We start from the raw sequence: 16,603 nt of genomic DNA on the forward strand, positions 1-16,603 counted from the left end.
CGAGCTGATCCGCTGGTTGTGGCAGGGAACTTCAAGGCTCCCCTTTGCCGACTTTGTGCGCGCCAAGGCGTGTGCCCCGCCGCCGCGTCGGGCCGGGACCAAGCTAGGCGGGCGCGGCCGCGGTGGCCTGGGGCTCGGCGTGGTGGTCGGTGCGCCGCCGCGTGGCGATCAGCAGGCCGCCCGCGCACGTCAGCGCCGCCGTGGCCAGGATCATCAGCCAGCCCCGCCGGAAGTCCGCCAGGTCCGGCGTTCCGGCGAAGACGGCCACCAGCACCGCCGTGCCCAGGACCGTGCCGATCTGCCGGGCCGTGTTCACCATCGAGGAGCCCGCGCCCCAGCGGGACGGCGGCAGGACCGTGCCCACCACGCCCGAAAGGCTCGGCAGGATCAGCCCGACACCGAGGCCCGTCAGCAGCTGGCCGGGCAGCATCGACGTCGCGTAGGAGGGCACCGATCCCATGCGCAGCAACCAGATCAGCGATCCCGTCGCGAACGCCACGCCGCCGAGGGCGACGACCGGGCCCGGCCCGAAGCGGTGCACGAACCGGCCGCCGAGGATCGACACCGGGACCACCACCAGCGGGCCCGGCGCCAGGGACAGCCCGGCCACCAGGATCGAGTCGTGCCAGATCGACGTCAGGAACAGAACGTTGCCGAACAGCATCGCCGCGAACCCGGCGGCGAACACCCCGGTGGTCAGGCAGGCCAGCCACAACGTCGGGACGCGCAGGGCCGGCAGGTCCAGTACCGGCACCGGGTGCCGCGCCGAGCGCAGCGGGACCCAGGCCAGCGCGACGGCGGCCACCGCGAACGCCAGCAGCACCGGCCGGGCGGTCCACCCGCGGTCGGGCGCCTCGACCAGCGCGTACGCCATGGCACCGACGCCCACCAGCAGCCCGGTGGCGCCGAGGAGGTCCGGGACGCCGGTCGAGGTGTCCCGCGACTCGCGCAGCACCCGCGGCCCGGCCAGCAGCGTCGCCGCGCAGATCGGCAGGTTCACCAGGAACACCCAGCGCCAGGACGCCTCGACGAGCAGGCCGCCGACCGGCGGGCCGAGGGCCGCGGCCGCCGCGCCCACCGACGCCCAGACGCCGACCGCCATCGGACGCCGGTGCGGCGGGAACGCCGTCAGCAGCAGCGCCAGCGACGTCGGCATGACGAGCGCGGCGCCGATCGCCTGCACCGCGCGGAAGGCGATCAACACGGGGATCGACGGCGCGGCCGCGCAGGCCGCCGACGCGAGGGTGAACACCGCCACACCGGCGAGGAACAGCCGGCGGCGGCCGTAGCGGTCGGCCAGCCGCCCGGCCGGGGCGAGGCAGGCGGCGAACAGCACCGTGTAGCCGTTGAGCACCCACGACAGCGTCGCCAGGTCGTCACCGGGGAACGCGGCCCGGATGCCGGGGAAGGCGATCGTGACGATGAACGTGTCCAGGCTGGCGAGGAAGGCGGCGGTCGAGACGACCAGCAGCACGAGGCCGGGCTTCGGCGCGCTGTCGGGCATGATCCTCCTAGGTTCGAAAAAGCAACCTAGCTGGAAGATGTGGGTCTTAACAAGAGACTGACCTGTTCGAAGCGACTCAGGTCACGCGGCGGCGCGCTCCTCGGCCCGGGCCTGCAGCGCCGCGAGGGTGTGCTCGATCGACCGGACGTTGTAGCCCGGCCGGTCGGCGCGGCCGGTGACGCGCGGCCCCATGAACTTCCGCACCACCCAGCTGCCGATCCGGTACCAGTTCTCGGTGACCACGCAGCCGCCCGCGGCCGGCGCCAGCACGTACTCCCACCGCGAGACCCGCGAGCCGAACGGCGTGCGCACGTCGAAGGCGAACCGGCGGTCCGGCTCGAACACGACCACCCGCACCCGCGTCCACCACTGCAGCTCGCCGTTGCGGTTGCGGCCGCGGAACCGCGCGCCGAGTGCCGGGCCGGTGCCGTCCAGCCAGCGGCCGCCGACGTTCTCCGGGCTCAGCTCGCCCATCCGTGGCAGGTCGGTGACCCACGACCACACCGTGCCCGGGTCGGCGGAGACGGTCACACTGCGCGAAATCGTCGGTTCCACACCCCGACGGTGACAGCCGTCGCCGCCGCCGGGCAAGGCGCCGGAGCGGAGTCCGCAGCCGAGAAGTACCCGGGCCGGGAAACCCGGCCGCCGGATCGGGTTGTGAACCGCTCGTTGTGGGTACTTCGCGCGCGGAGGGCTCCACGACACGGAGAGTGCGGTGATCAGCGTGATTCCGATCGAAGTGGTGGGAATGGCCGTTCCCGTGCCCGGTGAAGCGCCCCTCATGCTGCTTCGCGAGCCGGAGGGCGCGCGCCGCTGGCTGGCGATCATGATCGGGTACGGCGAGGCCGAGGCCCTCGTGCGGGCGCGGGAACAGATCGCGCAGCCGCGCCCGGGCACGATCGAGCTGCTCGGCGACGTGCTCGCCGCGTTCGGCCAGGGCCTCGCCGCGGTCGAGCTGACCGAGGTGCGGGACGGCATCTTCTACGCCGACCTCGTGCTCGCCTCGGGCACCCGCGTCTCGGCTCGCCCGAGCGACGCGGTCGCCCTCGGCCTGCGCCAGGGCGCGCCCATCCGCGTCGCCGAAGAGGTGCTGGACGTCGCGTCCGTGCAGCTCGAGGTCGAGCAGGAGACCGAAGGGCCGGCCGCCGACGTGCTGGACGCCGAGGCCGAGGTGGCCCGGTTCCGCGCCGAACTCGACGGTCTGCGGCCGGAGGACTTCGACGACCTGTAGAAAGATTTCTCCCGTTGCCGATGAATCCGGGCGGCGGCACCGGTACACCCACCGGAAGCCGTCCGGACGGGAGAACGATGCAGGACTTCGCGACGCGCACCGAACCGCACCGGCGTGAGCTGCTGGCGCACTGCTACCGCATGCTCGGCTCGGTCCACGAGGCCGAGGACCTGGTCCAGGAGACGCTCGTCCGCGCGTGGAAGGCGTGGGCGGGCTACGACCCCGCCCGCGCCTCGGTGCGCACCTGGCTCTACCGGATCGCCACCAACGCCTGCCTCACCGCACTCGAAGGACGGGCCCGGCGGCCGCTGCCGTCCGGGCTCGGCGGCCCGGCAGGCGACCCGGGCGCACCGCTGACGCCGTCGTTCGAAATCCCCTGGCTGCAGCCGTTCCCGGACGCCCGCCTCGACGACCCCGGCCTGCGCCTGGCCCGCCGCGGCACACTCCGGCTGGCGCTGCTGGCGGCGATGCAGACCCTCCCGCCGAAGCAGCGCGCGGTGCTGATCCTGCGGGACGTCCTGGAGTTCAGCGCGGCGGAAGTGGCCGGCTTCCTCGACACGACCCCGGCGGCGGTCAACAGCGCCCTGCAGCGCGCCCGCGCCGGACTAGGCGGCCTGTCGGCGGACGAGGTGCCCGAACCGGACGACACCGCGGTCGAAGCGGTCGTGGACCGCTACCTGCGTGCGTTCGAACGCGCCGACGTCGCCGGGCTCGTCGAACTGCTCACCGACGACGTCGTGATGGAGATGCCGCCGGTGCCGCTGTGGTTCCGGGGCCGCGGTGACTACGGCCGGTTCCTGGAGCGGCTGTTCGGGATGCGCGGCCCGGAGTGGCGCATGACCCGCACGGCCGCCAACGGACGGCCCGCGCTCGCGGCCTACTGCCGCGACGACGCCGGGGGGTTCCGGCTGCACACCCTGCAGGTGCTCGCCGTGCGGGAGGGGCAGGTCGCGCACAACGTCGTGTTCGCCGACGCGGACGTCCTGGCGCTGTTCGACCTCCCGGCCGCTCAGCCGGCGGCGCGCGCTTCCGAGGGACGGCCGTAGGCGCCGCCGTCGCTGCTGCGCTGCAGGAGGCCGTCGTCGACGAGGTAGCGGCGGAGCGTCGCGTGGTCGTCGTGGACCATCGAGAGCTTCTCGCGGACGTCCTGCTCGCTGTAGAGCCGGCCGGGTTCGAAGCGCTCGGCGAGGTAGGCCAGCAGCAGCTGCCGCCGCTTGCCCGAATGCGGGATCGAGACGAGCCGTCCGTGGCGGAAGAGCGCGTCGAGCGGATCGACCGGGGCCTTGGCGAGTGCGTCGCGGAACACCGACGGCACGGCCCGGTAGCGGCCCTCGGCCTCGGTGACGAGTCCCGCGTCGACGAGCCGCTTGGCGAGCTTGGCCGAAGCGTGGGACGCCTCGAGGCCGTCGGGAGCGGTGCAGATGCGGGCGAACAGCTGGAGCCGGTCGGGGTCCGCGAGGGCGGAGACCAGCGCTTCCGGTGCGGCCATGGTCTGCGACCGTACCCGCGCCCCGCCCCGGGGGTGAACCGGGTTTCGGCGGGCCGGTAGGTTGCCCAGCGTGCCTCGTCCGACCGCGCCGGCGACCGTGCCCGAGGCCGTGCTGCGCACCTCGATCGTGGAGTGCCTGTTCGCCCGCGCCGGTGATGAACGCCCTTTGTTCACCCACCAGGACTACGTTCGCGGCGTGGAGCACACGCTGACGTGGGCGGAGTTCGCCGCCCGGGTCCGGGTGGTGGCGGGCGAGCTGCGCCGGGTGGCCGAGCCGGGGGAGCGCGTCGCCGTCCTCGCGGGCCAGGAACTCGCCTACCCGCTGGCGTTCTTCGGCGCGCTGGCCGCCGGCCTGGTCGCCGTCCCGCTGATGGCGCCGTCCAGCCCCGCGCAGGCCGGGCGGCTCGCCGGAGTCCTCGCCGACAGCGGTGCGCGGGTGTGGCTGACGTCGTCGGCCGCGGCGCCGGGACTGCCCGCGCACGAAAGCGTCGTGGTGGTCGACGAGCTCAGCGGGCCCGGCGCCGATCCGGTGCCGGTGACGCCGGACAGCCCCGCCTACCTGCAGTACACGTCCGGCTCGACGCGCGAGCCGGCCGGTGCGGTGATCCCGCACCGCGCGATCGTCGCCGCCTGCTGGCAGGGCAGCCTCGCGTACGCCGTCGACGAGGGCAGCACCTGCGCGGGCTGGATCCCGTTCTTCCACGACATGGGCCTGATCCAGCTGCTGTGCCTGCCCGTCTTCGCCGGCGGCCGGTCGGTGTTCATGGCGCCGGCCGAGTTCGTGCACCGGCCGGCGCGCTGGCTGCGGCAGCTCGCCGGGTACCCGGCGGTGTTCACCGCCGCGCCGAACTTCGCCTACGACCTCGCCGCCGACGCCGACACCGGCGAGGACCTCGACCTGTCGGACGTCCGGGTCGCGTTGAACGGCAGCGAACCCGTCCGGCCGCGCACGATCGAGCGCTTCCACGAGGTGTTCGGGCCACGCGGGTTCCGGCGGGAGGCGCACCGGCCGTCGTACGGGCTCGCCGAAGCCACCGTGTACGTCGCGAGCGCGGGCGAAGAAGGGCCGCGTGGCGCGGTGTTCGACCGCGAAGCCCTCGCGCAGGGCCGGGCCGTCGAAACCGACGGCGGGCAGGAGCTCGTGTCCGTCGGCCGTCCGGTCGGGCAGCTCGTCCGGATCGTCCAGGACGGCCGGGAGCAGCCCGAAGGCCTGGTCGGCGAGATCTGGGTGCACGGCCCGAACGTCGCGGACGGCTACTGGGGCCGCGGCGACGCCACGGCGTTCGGGGCCGAGCTCGACGGCCTCGCCGGCTGGCTGCGCACCGGCGACCTCGGTGTCCTGCACCGCGGCGACCTGTACGTCACCGGACGGCTCAAGGACCTCATCGTCATCGACGGCCGCAATTTCCACCCGCAGGACATCGAAGCGGCGGCCGGGGAGGCCCACCCGGCGGTCCGCCGCGACCGCGTCGCCGCGTTCGGCGTGTCCGACGAGGAAGGCGAGGGTGCGGTGGTGGTGGCGGAGCGGGCGCGCGGCGCCGAAGCCGACGATCGGGAGGTCACCCGGGCGGTGCTGCGCGCGGTGTCACGCGAACACGGTCTCACGCTGCGCGCGGTACGTCTGGTCCCTTCCGGTGGACTTCCGCGCACATCGAGCGGCAAGGTCGCCCGGTCGGCCGCGAAAGCACGTTATGGTGGCGACCGTGGGTGATCACCGCGCCGAGGTCACGAAGGTCGTCTGCGACACCTTCCGGCTCGACCCGGCTCTCGTCGAGCCCGACGCGCCCCTGGAGGAGCTGGGCATCGACTCGAAGGGGCGGATCAAGCTGCTGGCGGCGCTGGAGATCTATTACGGGGTGACGATCGACCTGGACCGGCTGGACCGGTTCACCGACGTGGGATCCGTGGCCGGGGTGCTCGCGGAAGCACTGGGAACTCGAGGATCTTCAGGAGAGGCGCTGAAATGAGCGGCGGGGGGTACACCGCGACGACCGAGGCGTTGTCGGCGGCGTCCAAGACCATCGGGGACCTGGCGGAAAACCTGCTGGACGACAACCCGGACCTGCAGACACCGCAGGTGACGGCGGAGAAGTTCGGCCGGGCGCACGGCGCCCACGCGGCCAAGTACACCGCCGGCGCACAGGCGCTGTGGGCCGCGGTTTCCGGCTACAGCAGCACACTCGGCTCGTTCGGCACGAACCTCGGGACCGCCGGCTCGACCTACGGCGCCAACGAAAACAACCAGGCGGGTGCGATCACGAACGCCGGGGGCACGCTCTGATGGCCGAAAAGAAGAAGTGGTCCGACGTCAAGGCGCTGCTCGACGACCCGAGCGTGCCGCCGGGGCAGAAGAGCGCGCTGATCAGCAGCTGGCTGCGGGAAAACCCGCCACCGCCGCCGTTCCTGGCCGACCAGGAACCGGACGAGATCAAGCAGAAGCGGGCCGAAGCCGAGAAGTACGCGCACGCCTACGCCGCGAACCCGCTGTTCGCCGGCCAATCGGTCGACGAGGCCTACGACAAGGCCAAGGCGAGCGGCGACCAGAACAGCTACAACGAGGACCAGGAAAAGAAAGCTGTCGACGACGGCAAGAAGAAGCTCGACGGGACGCAGCCGCCTGCGGCCGGCGACGACAGCGGAGCCGGCGCCACCGGGACGAAGACGTCCGACGAGATCTTCGACGCCGCCGCGCCCGCGCTGAAGCTGTTCGAGACGTTCGGTTCGCTGCTGGCGAAGATCCCGGCCGACTGCCGCGGCAACACCCGCGCGCTCGACCTCGACAAGGACATCCGGGCGCCGTTCGACGAGCAGCGCGGGATCAGTTTCGCCGACTTCGTCGCGGACGCCGGGCACTTCAAGCGCGGCTCGGAGACGGTGGACCGGACGGAGCAGGACACCGGCTCGCAGCTGGGCACCCTGTTCGGCAGCTGGAGCGGCGCGGGTGCCGATGCCGCGTCGGACACCTACAACGAGAAGATCCAGCCGAAGGCGGCGAAGCTGTCCCAGACGCTCGGCAACGCGAGCGAAGCGACGCTGAAGACCGCCACGACGGTGTTCCAGCTGTGCAAGGGCAAGGCCGACGCCGTCATCGGGATGTACACCGACCTGGTCGGCAAGGCCGACTACACGATGGCGCAGAAGGTCATCGCCGTCGCCAACGGCGAGCACGGCAACGAAAAGGACCTCGCCCAGATCGCGGGCTGGATGGACCTGAACTTCGGGACGAACCTGGTCAAGACGCTCAACGACCAGGGCTGCTGCGACGGCGACGAGATCAAGAAGCACGGCCAGGACCTGGCCAAGCAGTGGGTGCAGAACCAGTTCAACCCCGACATGTGGGACCGGCTGTACCAGGGGTTCGCGAAGACCTGCAAGGACACGAAAGACCTCGTCGACCAGGCGTACGACGCGCTCGACAAGGTGATGGGCGGGATCCGCAACGAGTTCGAAGGCGTTTCGCTGCCCGGCGGGTCCGGCACTCCGGGTGGGTCCGGGAGCGGGGGGTCCGGGACGGCCGGCGGCTCCGGCGGCGGTGCCGGTGGTTCGGGCGGCGGGTCCGGTTCGGGCGGGTCCGGCGGCGGTTCGGGCTCGGGTTCCGGATCTGGTTCGGGCTCCGGATCCGGCGGTTCGGGTTCGGGTTCGGGGGGCGGCGGAGGTGGCGGTCAGGTGCCGCCGATCCCCGACACGAGCGCGGGGGCCGGTGCGTCGGGCGGGGGTTCGGGGGCCGGTGGCGGCTCGGGGACCGACCTGCCCAGCGGCACCGGCGGCGGCAGCGGCTCGGGCTCCGGCAGCGGCTCGGGAGCGGGCGGCGGTGGTGGTCAGGTCCCGCCGATCCCGGACGGGTCCACGTCGTCGGGTGGCGGCTCCGCGGGTGGTGGTTCCGGTGGCGGTGGCTCGGATTCACCGGGCGGCCAGGACGACGGCTCCGCGGCGGAGGCGGCCAAGCAGCAGGCCGCGGAAGCAGCCAAGCAGCAGGCCGCGGAGGCGGAGGCGGCGGCGAAGAAGAAAGCCTCCGACGCGCTGAAGGAGTTCAGCGGCCCGGGAATCCAGACGGATTCCGGGGCCGGCCTCGGCTCGGGTGGCGGCTCGGGCTCCGGCGGGGGGTCGGGCTCCGGCGGTGGTTCGGGGCCGGGCTCCGACAGCACGGCACCGTCGTCGATGACGCCGCCGCCCGACAGCGGCCAGGACGCCGCGGCCGCGGCTGCCGAAGCGGCGAAGAAGAAGGCCGCGGAGGCGCTGAAGGAGTTCAGCGGTCCGGGTATCGAGACGGAGTCCGGCGGCGGTGCGGGCGGTGGTTCCGGTTCGGGCTCGGGTGGCAGTGACCCGGGCTCGGGCTCCGGGGATGACGTCAAGGCCGGGGCCGAGCAGGCGGCCGAGGCGGCGAAGAAGAAGGCCGCGGATGCGCTGAAGGAGTTCAGCGGTCCGGGCATCCAGACGGAGTCCGGTGGTGGCGCGGGCGGCGGTTCGGGTTCGGGTGGCAGTGACCCGGGCTCGGGCGAAGACGGCGACGGCAAGGCCGGGGCCGAACAAGCCGCGGAGGACGCGAAGAAGAAGGCCGCGGACGCGCTGAAGGAGTTCGGCGGCCCGGGCATCGAGACGGATCCCGGTGGCAAGCCCGACGGCCTGCTCGGCGGCGACGACGACCGGGACGTCCTGAAGGTCAAGCAGGGCGACAAGACCTTCGAGATGACCGAGCCGGACCACGACGGCAAGATGGACATCAAGGTCGGCGACGGTCCCGGCGAACCGAAGGACTTCAAGCTCGACTGGTCCGACGACGGCAAGGCCGCCGACGGCAAGCCCGCCGATGGTCCACAAGGGACGGACGCGGACCCCTACCGCCCCGGCCCGGACGGCAAGATCCACATCCACGACGGCGGCCTCGAGATCACCGCCGAGCGTCCCGACGGGCCGGACGGCCCGACGACGGTGACCGTCGACGACGGCAAGGGCACCCCGACGACGTACACGTTGGGCGAAGACGACAAGCCGGAAGGCGCCCTCGGCGACACTCCCGAGAAGCGGATCGACGACCTGCCCACCCACCGGGGCACCCTCGAGGACCTCGCGTCCCACGACGGCGGCGCTCCCGGTGCCCACCACGGCGGCTCGGACCACGACGGCGGACACGCGCCCGGCGACACCGGCGGCTCCCACCACGGCTCCGGAGACGGTTCCGCCGGCGGCGCGCACGCCGGTGGCGGCGGTGGGGGCGCCCACCACGGCCTCTCGACAGCCGGGATCGGCGGCGGCGCCCACGCCGGCTTCTCGAGCGCCGGCTTCGACGGCGTCGCCGGGCTCGGTGACACCCCCGTCTCCGGCGGCGCGCACTCCGGCGCCGCCGCGCAGCCGCAGCCCGCGGCGGCCTTCGCGTCGGCTTCCGGCGCGCCCGGTGCACCCGGGTCGTCCGGCTCGTCGATGTCCGGGATGCCCGGCATGGGCGCCATGGGTGGCCACGGCGGCGGCGGTGGGGGCGACACCGAACGCCGCTCGTCCGCCTACCGCATCGACGGCGCCGTCTTCGACAACCTCGGTGAGCCCGGGCGGCGGATCATCGGTTCCCTGGACGACGAAGACCCGCCGTCCGCCCGGACCAGGTAGGAGGACGCATGACCGACATCGCCGGGATGCGGGCCGAGCTCGACGGCCTCGTCCGCGAACAGGCCGATCGCCGTGCCCTGCGCGAACAGCAGGGCGAGGAGATCAAGGCCCGGTCCCACGAGTACATGACCAAGCAGGTCCAGGCGGCGGAGCGGTACGTCCAGCACGTCCGGGAAATGGCCCAGCGCAAGACCAAGTCGGGCTGGAGCACCGACCGGTCGCACGCCGAACCGGCGTCCGCCTTCGACGCGGAGGCGTATCCGGGCCCCGGCGGGTTCGAACCGGCGCGGCGGCCGGGGCGGGACGAGCCGCGGGGCGCCCGCCGGCCCCGCACCGCCGCCGAAGAGGAAGAGGACTTCAACAACCCTTGGTGAACCACAGGTCGACGGCGATGTGCGGCAGCCGCGCGGTGAACGTCTCCGCCGGGGCCAGCCGCCGCCGCAGGTCCGCCTCGAACCCGGCTCGTCGCTCGCCGAACAGGTGCGGTGCCGAACTCGACAGCGAAAACACCCCGGCGACGACCTCGTCGACGGTCCGGGTCACGACCCGCCCGGGCAGCTCGAACCGCCGCGGGCCGTGGAAACCGGCCGCGCGGTAGACCGCCGCCTCACCGCCGGCCGTGCCGTCCGGCAGTGTCCCGCGTCCCGCGCGCCGCACCGGTCCGAGGTACTCGCGCACCAGCTCCGCGATCGCGGGGTGCACGAGCTCGTGCGTCGACGCGTGCACGTGGGCGCAGACCCCGCCGGGCGCCAGCATTCCGCGCACCGCGGCGGCGACGCGCGGCCGGTCGAACCAGTGGAACGACTGCGCGAAGGTGACCACCCGGAACCGGCCCAGCCCGGCGGGCAGCTCCTCCGCGCGCCGGTGCACCCACCGGCAGTTCCCGATCCCGGCGTCCGCCGCCAGCCGGGCGGCTTCGGCGAGCATGTCCTCGTCGGCGTCGAGCCCGACCGCTTCTTCGAACGATCCGGCCAGCGGCAGCGTCAGCGAACCGGGCCCGCAGCCGACGTCGAGCAGCCGTCCCGATCCGTCCAGGCCGAGCTGGGCGGCGAAGGCGGTGGCGAGTTCCGCCGGATACGCCACGCGGCCCCGCGGGTAGTACGGCGCGCTGCCCGAATAGAGGGTCGGGTCCCATTTCCACGCGTCGGTCACGCCCCCAGCCTAGATTCCCATTTCGGCTGGTGGCGCGACACGGGTCGGGCGCCGTCGGATACCGCGGCGTGGCCCGGCCGGGCGGAAGGGCTCGTCGGGAGGTGCAGCCGCCCCGCTTCACCCGGTCCGGTTAACGGGTGTGAAACCCGGGGCGGCGGGGTACCCGGTCGCGTTCGTCTCGCCGCCGAATGAGCCGGAGGTCTTCCGATGCCCGTGCGCACCGCCGCCCCGCCCGCCCGTGATGTCGTCGGCCTGGCGCTGGAAGTCCTTGCCGCGCAAGGGCTCAGCCGTCCGGCCGCGCAGGCCGCCCTCGTCGCGATGGCCAAGGAACGAGGCGTCACCGTGGGGCGGTGCGCCGCGCTCGTCGTGGCCGCCGTCGATGGGCGGGTGGGCTGATGGCGTTCACCGCCGGGGCCGGCCGCGATGACACCGCCTCGGTCGGCGGGGGCGTCCTGCTCGCCGTCGGGCTCGTCGTCGCCTTCTTCGGCGGGTGGTCCGGGTGGACCGTCGCCGGCCTCGTCGTGGCCGTCGCCGGCGCGCTGTGGCTCACAGTCGCCCCTCGCGACGAGTAACCCGGCCGCGACGGGGAACGCCGCTTCCGACCGAGCACCGAGCCAGGAGGAGGCCGTTCATGGCGGAGCACGACGAGGACGTCATCGAGTTCCAGCAGCGCCAGCACCGGGAAATCCGCGAGCTGTTCGCCGCGCTGGAGACCGCGGAAGGCGACCGGCGGCGGGACCTGTTCCACGACCTCGTGCGGCTGCTCGCCGTGCACGAGACCGCCGAGGAACTGGTCGTGCACCCCGAAATCCGCGACCTCGAGCCCGCGGCGAAGCCCATCGTCGAGGCGCGGCTGGGCGAGGAGCACCGGGCCAAGGAACTGCTGACCGCCCTCCAGAAGATGGGCCCGGAAGCCGACGGCTTCGACACCCTGCTCGTGCAGCTGCGCGAGGACGTGCTCGCGCACGCCGAGCACGAAGAGCGCGAGGAGTTCCCGCTGCTGCGGGCGCACCGGCCGCCGGAGCGGCTGCGGGCGATGGCCGCGACCGCGAAGGTGGCCGAAGCGGTCGGGCCGACCCGGCCGCACCCCGGCGTCGAGAGCGCGAAGGCGAACCTGCTGCTGGGCCCGCCCGCGGCGATCATGGACCGGGCGCGTGACCTCATCCGCGGCGCGCTGGGAGGCTGAGCATGACCGAGCCCGACGACGTCACCGATCCGGAGGAATTCGCCGAGGAAGCCGGCACCGACCCGACCCCGCAGGAGGTCGCCGAATACGAGGAGCTGGCGAAGAAGAACCCGCCCTGGTCGTCGCCGGACTGAGTGGGTACTCCCCGGCCATGGCAGCAGACCCGGCCCGCAAACTGCGGCGCTACCAGGAGATGCGCGACTTCGGCCGTACCGCGGAGCCGGCCGGCGGGTCCGCCGGTCCGGACGGCCACCGGTTCGTGGTGCAGCGGCACCGCGCGCGCCGGTTGCACTACGACTTCCGCCTCGAACTCGGCGGCGTGCTGGTCAGCTGGGCGGTGCCGAAGGGCCCGACGCTGGACCCGAAGGCCCGCCGGCTGGCCGTGCACGTCGAAGATCACCCGATCGAGTACGCCGGGTTCGAGGGCGTCATCCCGCGCGGCGAGTACGGCGGCGGGGACGTCATCGTCTGGGACCGCGGCGTCTGGCGGCCGGTCGAACCCGACCCGGCGCGCGCGATCGAGGCCGGGACGCTGCACTTCGACCTCGAAGGCGAGAAGCTGGCCGGGCGGTTCGTCCTCGTCCGCACCAGCCGCGGCGAGAAGGACCAGTGGTTCCTCCTGCACAAGCAGGACGAGCACGCGCAGGCCGGCTGGGACGCCGAGGACCACCCGCGCTCGGTGAAGAGCGGCCGCACCAACGACGAGGTCGCGGCCGCTCCCGACGCCTTGTGGCACGGCGACCGTCCGGCCGCCGAGGCGGAGGAGTCCGTCGGCGGCTGGCAGGCCCCGACCGAAGACGAACTGGCCGCCCTCGACGCCCTGGGCGTCAAGGGCCGGTGGTCGGTGGCGGGCCGCGAGCTGGCGCTGACCAACCTGGACAAGGTGCTCTTCCCGGCGGCCGGTGGCGGGAAGCCGGTGACCAAGCGGGACCTCATCCGGTACTACGCCACCGTCGGCCCGGTCATGCTGCCGTACCTGGCCGGCCGCCCGCTCAACACCCACCGGTTCCCCCAGGGCGTCACCGAGCCGGGCTTCTGGCAGAAGGAGGTCCCGCGGCACGCGCCCGATTGGCTGACCACGTGGCGCAACGAGCGCGCCGAGCCGGGGGAGAGCCGGCGGTACGTCGTCGCCGACAGCGTCGCGACCCTGGCCTGGCTGGCGAACTACGGCGCGCTGGAGCTGCACGCCTGGACTTCCCGCGCCGCCGACGTCGACCACCCGACGTGGGTGCTGTTCGACATCGACCCGGGCCCGGAGACGACGTTCGAGGAGGTCCTGGAGCTGGCGCGGCTGCACCGCACCGCGCTCGAGCACCTGGGCCTCACCGGACGGCCCAAGGTGACCGGGCAGCGCGGCATCCAGGTGTGGGTGCCGATCGCCCCGCACTGCACGTTCGAGCAGACCCGCGCGTGGGCGGAGACGGTGTCCCGGACGATCGGGCGGGTGCTGCCCGACCTGGTCAGCTGGGCCTGGACGAAGGACAAGCGCCGCGGCCGCGCCCGGCTGGACTACACGCAGAACGTGCTGAACAAGACGCTCGTCGCGCCCTACAGCGTCCGTCCGCGGCCCGGCGCGCCGGTTTCGGTGCCGCTGGAGTGGGCCGAGCTGGACGACCCGCGGCTCGCGCCCGACCGGTGGACGATCCGGGACGTCCCCGGCCGCCTGGCTGAGCACGGAGACCCGTTCTCGGTGCTGCTCGGTCTCGAACAGAAGCTGCCGGGCCTGTAGGCCTCAGGCCCGGACGGTTTCCAGCGCCCGCGGCTGCAGCCGGTCGAGTTCCGCGCGGGACAGGTGCGGGCGCCCGCCCGCGTGCCCGGTCGTCGCCGCGGCGGCCGCGACGGCCAGGCTCGCCGCCGTCTCCAGCGGACGGCGGCGGGTCAGCGCCGCGGTCAGGGTGGCGACGAGCGCGTCACCGGCGCCGGTGGGGTCGACGACGTCGGTCTGGACGTCCGGCACGAACCAGGTGCCTTCCGGCCCGGCGAACAGGTTGCCCTGCCCGGAGACTTCGAGCACGACCAGGGACGGCCCCCGGCGCCGGAGATCCGCGGCGGCGCGCGCGGCCGCGGCGACGTCGTCGACCGGCTGCCCGGTGAGGAGCTCGGCTTCGTGGCCGTCGGCGCGCACGACGTCGGCGAGGGCGAGCAGGCCGTCCGTCAGCGCGTCGTCCTGCGGTGCGCCGTCCAGCACGACCCGGGTGCCCGCCGTGTGCGCCAGCCGGGCCGCCAGCAGGGCCACCGGCGCGGGCTGCTGCAGCTGCACGATGAGGGAAGCGGCGGCCGAGATGGGGGCGGCCGCGGCGAAGACGTCGTCCTCGGTGAGCAGCGTCCCCTCCGGGACGTGCTCGAGGTAGCGGCGCCGGCCGTGGTCCTCGACGACGTCGACGAGCAGGGCCGTCTCGGTGCCCGCCCGGCGGATCACGTAAGAGGTGCCGATCCGGTCGGCCCGGGCCTGCGCGAGCAGCGCGTCCCCGGTGCGGTCGCGGCCGACGACGCCGACCAGCGACACCGACATCCCGAGCTGGCCCAGCGCCACGGCCTGGTTCGCGCCCTTCCCGCCGAGCAGCTCCTGCCGGTGCTTCACGGGCGCCGACGAGTCCGCGCCGGGCGCGTCCGGGACTTCGATCACCAGGTCGCGGGCGATCTGCCCGGCGACGACGACTTCGCTGAACATCATCGGGACCACCGGTGGGTCATGGCGCCTCCTCGGATCACCGATCGGCTACCCCGCCCGCCGCGCCGGATAAACCGCTCGTTCGGGTCGGCGGTTGCCGGGCGCCGTCCGGGGTAGCCCGGCCGCCATGAACGACAAAACGGTGGCCGAGCTGCGCCGGCTGGCCGCGGACCGCTTCGGCTGGGCCGAGCTGTCCGCCGAGCAGGCCGCGGCGATGAGCGCGGCGAGCGAGGGGCGGGACGTGCTGGCGGTGCTGCCCACCGGAGCCGGCAAATCGGCGATCTACCAGGTGCCGGCGCTGGTGCTGCCCGGGCCGACGGTGATCGTGTCGCCGCTGCTGGCGTTGCAGCGGGACCAGATCGAGGGCCTGGACGCCGCGGCCGTGCCGGACGCCGTGGCCCTCGACTCGCGGCAGTCGGCGGGGGAGCGGGACCGGGTGTGGGAGGCGATCCGGGCCGGCACGGCGGAGTACGTCTTCCTGTCGCCCGAACAGCTGGCGAAGGACGAGGTCGTCGCCGGGCTGGCCGGGGCGGGGGTGTCGCTGTTCGTCGTCGACGAGGCCCACTGCGTGTCGGCGTGGGGCCACGACTTCCGGCCCGACTACCTGCGGCTGGCCCCGGTGGTCGAGCGGCTCGGGCGGCCGCCGGTGATCGCCCTCACCGCCACCGCGGCGGCGCCGGTCCGGGACGACATCGTCGCGGCACTGGGCCTGCGCGACCCGGTGCGGGTGATCGCGAGCTTCGACCGGCCGAACCTGCACCTGGTGGTCGCGCGGTTCACCGGCGACGCCGCGAAGCGCGCGGCCGTGGTGGACCGGGTCGCGGCGATGCCCGGCAGCGGCCTGCTCTACACCGCGAGCCGCCGGGAGACCGAGGACTACGCCGAGGCCCTCTCCGGCCGCGGCGTCCGTGCCTTCGCCTACCACGCCGGGATGAAGGCGGCCGACCGCGACGCGGTGCACGAGCGGTTCGCCGCGGGGGAGACCGACGTCGTGGTGGCGACCTCGGCGTTCGGCATGGGCATCGACCAACCCGACGTGCGGTTCGTGGTGCACGCGTCCGTCCCGGACTCGGTCGACACGTACTACCAGCAGATCGGCCGCGCCGGCCGGGACGGCGAACCGGCGGAGGTGCTGCTCTGCTACCGGCCGGAAGACCTGGCGCGGCAACGGTTCCTCACCCGGTCCGCGCCGCCGGAGGCGGAGTTGCGAGCGGTCGTCGAAGCGCTGCGGCCGGGACCGCTGGGAAGCCGGCAGCTCGCCGAGGCCGTCCCCGGCCCGGCCGCGCGGCGGACCCGCGCCCTCGGCCTGCTCGAACGCTGCGGCGACGTGGTCACCGGGCCGGACGGCCGGTGCACGCTCACCGCCGCTCGCGCGGACACCGGTGCCGTCGTCGGGCGGGCGCTCGAAGCGGCGGAGCGGGCGGCCGAGCTCGTCCGCTCGCGGGTGGAGATGGTGCGCGCCTACGCGGAGACCACCGGCTGCCGCCGCCGGTACCTGCTCGGGTACTTCGGCGAGGAACTCGCGAAGCCGTGCGGCAACTGCGACCTTTGCGACGCCGGTGCCGAGGTCGAGGACCGGCCGCCCGCGGGGGAGTTCCACGCGGAGAGCGTCGTCCGGCACGCCGAGTGGGGCCGCGGCGTCGTGATGACCGTCGAGGAGGACAAGCTCACCGTCCTCTTCGACGACGTCGGCTACCGGACGCTGTCGCTGCCGGTGGTGCGGGAACAGGCGCTCCTGGACCGCTGCTGACTCCAGCCGGGTGATCGGG

General features: G+C 73.9%; 18 protein-coding genes. 13 read left to right on the forward strand and 5 right to left on the reverse strand.

The features are described 5' to 3' along the window. Positions 1-103 precede the first annotated feature (103 nt). Both ISP_RS22390 and ISP_RS22395 read right to left on the reverse strand, forming a co-directional pair. Positions 104-1,504 carry an MFS transporter gene (locus ISP_RS22390; RefSeq protein ID WP_013226023.1) on the reverse strand — a complete coding sequence of 467 codons (1,401 nt, stop codon included), beginning with the start codon at positions 1,502-1,504 and terminating at the stop codon, positions 104-106. Positions 1,505-1,585: 81 nt separating this feature from the next. After that, the gene (locus ISP_RS22395; RefSeq protein WP_014467066.1) at positions 1,586-2,059 is read right to left on the reverse strand and encodes an SRPBCC family protein; all 474 of its coding nucleotides are present in this window, start codon (positions 2,057-2,059) and stop codon (positions 1,586-1,588) included. A gap of 160 nt (positions 2,060-2,219) precedes the next feature. Between ISP_RS22395 and ISP_RS22400 the strand changes: the two genes are divergently transcribed. Both ISP_RS22400 and ISP_RS22405 read left to right on the forward strand, forming a co-directional pair. Then, positions 2,220-2,735: a bifunctional nuclease family protein gene (locus ISP_RS22400; protein ID WP_013226025.1), complete on the forward strand. Its 516-nt coding sequence runs from the start codon at positions 2,220-2,222 to the stop codon at positions 2,733-2,735. A 77-nt stretch (positions 2,736-2,812) separates the two neighbouring features. Continuing rightward, on the forward strand, positions 2,813-3,781 hold the full coding sequence (locus ISP_RS22405; RefSeq protein WP_013226026.1) for a sigma-70 family RNA polymerase sigma factor: 969 nt from the start codon (positions 2,813-2,815) through the stop codon (positions 3,779-3,781). Here the strand turns inward: ISP_RS22405 and ISP_RS22410 are convergent. Beyond that, complete coding sequence (locus ISP_RS22410; protein WP_230468894.1) at positions 3,745-4,224, reverse strand: DUF2087 domain-containing protein; 480 nt, start codon at positions 4,222-4,224, stop codon at positions 3,745-3,747. The two genes, ISP_RS22405 and ISP_RS22410, sit on opposite strands and share 37 nt — an antisense overlap. A 70-nt stretch (positions 4,225-4,294) precedes the next feature. On the opposite strand from ISP_RS22410, the gene ISP_RS22415 reads away from it, so the two are divergent. Genes ISP_RS22415 through ISP_RS22435 form a run of 5 tightly spaced genes read left to right on the forward strand, consistent with a single transcriptional unit; the run spans position 4,295 to position 10,199 of the window. After that, positions 4,295-5,935, forward strand: a complete 1,641-nt coding sequence (locus ISP_RS22415) for a fatty acyl-AMP ligase (protein WP_013226028.1) — start codon at positions 4,295-4,297, stop codon at positions 5,933-5,935. Then, complete coding sequence (locus ISP_RS22420) at positions 5,928-6,191, forward strand: acyl carrier protein (protein ID WP_230468895.1); 264 nt, start codon at positions 5,928-5,930, stop codon at positions 6,189-6,191. Before ISP_RS22415 ends, ISP_RS22420 begins: the two co-directional genes overlap by 8 nt. Next, positions 6,188-6,505, forward strand: coding sequence for a hypothetical protein (locus ISP_RS22425; RefSeq protein WP_013226030.1), 318 nt, complete (start codon positions 6,188-6,190; stop codon positions 6,503-6,505). The genes ISP_RS22420 and ISP_RS22425 overlap by 4 nt, the downstream gene beginning before the upstream one ends. After that, positions 6,505-9,825 (forward strand): WXG100 family type VII secretion target, encoded by a 3,321-nt coding sequence (locus ISP_RS22430; protein WP_013226031.1) that lies wholly within the window; start codon positions 6,505-6,507, stop codon positions 9,823-9,825. Before ISP_RS22425 ends, ISP_RS22430 begins: the two co-directional genes overlap by 1 nt. A gap of 8 nt (positions 9,826-9,833) precedes the next feature. Then, on the forward strand, positions 9,834-10,199 hold the full coding sequence (locus ISP_RS22435; RefSeq protein WP_013226032.1) for a hypothetical protein: 366 nt from the start codon (positions 9,834-9,836) through the stop codon (positions 10,197-10,199). Here ISP_RS22435 and ISP_RS22440 read toward each other — a convergent pair. Continuing rightward, positions 10,183-10,977, reverse strand: coding sequence for a class I SAM-dependent methyltransferase (locus tag ISP_RS22440; RefSeq protein ID WP_013226033.1), 795 nt, complete (start codon positions 10,975-10,977; stop codon positions 10,183-10,185). The genes ISP_RS22435 and ISP_RS22440 overlap by 17 nt on opposite strands. Before the next feature lie 207 nt (positions 10,978-11,184). Between ISP_RS22440 and ISP_RS22445 the strand changes: the two genes are divergently transcribed. From ISP_RS22445 to ligD, 5 genes are read left to right on the forward strand one after another with little or no spacing between them, the layout of a single operon-like run. Next, on the forward strand, positions 11,185-11,373 hold the full coding sequence (locus tag ISP_RS22445) for a hypothetical protein (protein ID WP_013226034.1): 189 nt from the start codon (positions 11,185-11,187) through the stop codon (positions 11,371-11,373). Beyond that, positions 11,373-11,549, forward strand: a complete 177-nt coding sequence (locus ISP_RS22450) for a hypothetical protein (RefSeq protein WP_014467067.1) — start codon at positions 11,373-11,375, stop codon at positions 11,547-11,549. The genes ISP_RS22445 and ISP_RS22450 overlap by 1 nt, the downstream gene beginning before the upstream one ends. A 59-nt stretch (positions 11,550-11,608) precedes the next feature. After that, a complete protein-coding gene (locus tag ISP_RS22455) occupies positions 11,609-12,163 on the forward strand; it encodes a hemerythrin domain-containing protein (protein WP_013226035.1) in 555 nt (184 codons plus the stop codon). Between the two features lie 2 nt (positions 12,164-12,165). Continuing rightward, complete coding sequence (locus tag ISP_RS22460; RefSeq protein ID WP_014467068.1) at positions 12,166-12,297, forward strand: hypothetical protein; 132 nt, start codon at positions 12,166-12,168, stop codon at positions 12,295-12,297. A 17-nt stretch (positions 12,298-12,314) separates the two neighbouring features. Then, complete coding sequence (gene ligD, locus ISP_RS22465; protein WP_013226036.1) at positions 12,315-13,892, forward strand: non-homologous end-joining DNA ligase; 1,578 nt, start codon at positions 12,315-12,317, stop codon at positions 13,890-13,892. Positions 13,893-13,895: 3 nt separating this feature from the next. On the opposite strand, the gene ISP_RS22470 is transcribed toward ligD, so the two are convergent. Further along, complete coding sequence (locus ISP_RS22470; RefSeq protein WP_230468896.1) at positions 13,896-14,837, reverse strand: PfkB family carbohydrate kinase; 942 nt, start codon at positions 14,835-14,837, stop codon at positions 13,896-13,898. 124 nt (positions 14,838-14,961) lie between these two features. On the opposite strand from ISP_RS22470, the gene ISP_RS22475 reads away from it, so the two are divergent. Beyond that, positions 14,962-16,584, forward strand: a complete 1,623-nt coding sequence (locus ISP_RS22475; RefSeq protein WP_014467069.1) for a RecQ family ATP-dependent DNA helicase — start codon at positions 14,962-14,964, stop codon at positions 16,582-16,584. The last annotated feature ends 19 nt before the right edge of the window (positions 16,585-16,603 follow it).

The organism is Amycolatopsis mediterranei, assembly GCF_026017845.1.
In the GTDB taxonomy this organism is placed as follows: domain Bacteria; phylum Actinomycetota; class Actinomycetes; order Mycobacteriales; family Pseudonocardiaceae; genus Amycolatopsis; species Amycolatopsis mediterranei.

Bases quoted from the DNA above. Each gene is read 5' to 3' on its own strand.
- ISP_RS22390 (WP_013226023.1), bottom strand. From the start codon at position 1,504: ATGCCCGACAGCGCGCCGAAGCCCGGCCTCGTGCTGCTGGTCGTCTCG.
- ISP_RS22405 (WP_013226026.1), top strand. From the start codon at position 2,813: ATGCAGGACTTCGCGACGCGCACCGAACCGCACCGGCGTGAGCTGCTG.
- ISP_RS22410 (WP_230468894.1), bottom strand. From the start codon at position 4,224: ATGGCCGCACCGGAAGCGCTGGTCTCCGCCCTCGCGGACCCCGACCGG.
- ISP_RS22425 (WP_013226030.1), top strand. From the start codon at position 6,188: ATGAGCGGCGGGGGGTACACCGCGACGACCGAGGCGTTGTCGGCGGCG.
- ISP_RS22430 (WP_013226031.1), top strand. From the start codon at position 6,505: ATGGCCGAAAAGAAGAAGTGGTCCGACGTCAAGGCGCTGCTCGACGAC.
- ISP_RS22435 (WP_013226032.1), top strand. From the start codon at position 9,834: ATGACCGACATCGCCGGGATGCGGGCCGAGCTCGACGGCCTCGTCCGC.
- ISP_RS22445 (WP_013226034.1), top strand. From the start codon at position 11,185: ATGCCCGTGCGCACCGCCGCCCCGCCCGCCCGTGATGTCGTCGGCCTG.
- ISP_RS22450 (WP_014467067.1), top strand. From the start codon at position 11,373: ATGGCGTTCACCGCCGGGGCCGGCCGCGATGACACCGCCTCGGTCGGC.
- ISP_RS22455 (WP_013226035.1), top strand. From the start codon at position 11,609: ATGGCGGAGCACGACGAGGACGTCATCGAGTTCCAGCAGCGCCAGCAC.
- ISP_RS22460 (WP_014467068.1), top strand. From the start codon at position 12,166: ATGACCGAGCCCGACGACGTCACCGATCCGGAGGAATTCGCCGAGGAA.
- ligD (WP_013226036.1), top strand. From the start codon at position 12,315: ATGGCAGCAGACCCGGCCCGCAAACTGCGGCGCTACCAGGAGATGCGC.
- ISP_RS22470 (WP_230468896.1), bottom strand. From the start codon at position 14,837: ATGATGTTCAGCGAAGTCGTCGTCGCCGGGCAGATCGCCCGCGACCTG.
- ISP_RS22475 (WP_014467069.1), top strand. From the start codon at position 14,962: ATGAACGACAAAACGGTGGCCGAGCTGCGCCGGCTGGCCGCGGACCGC.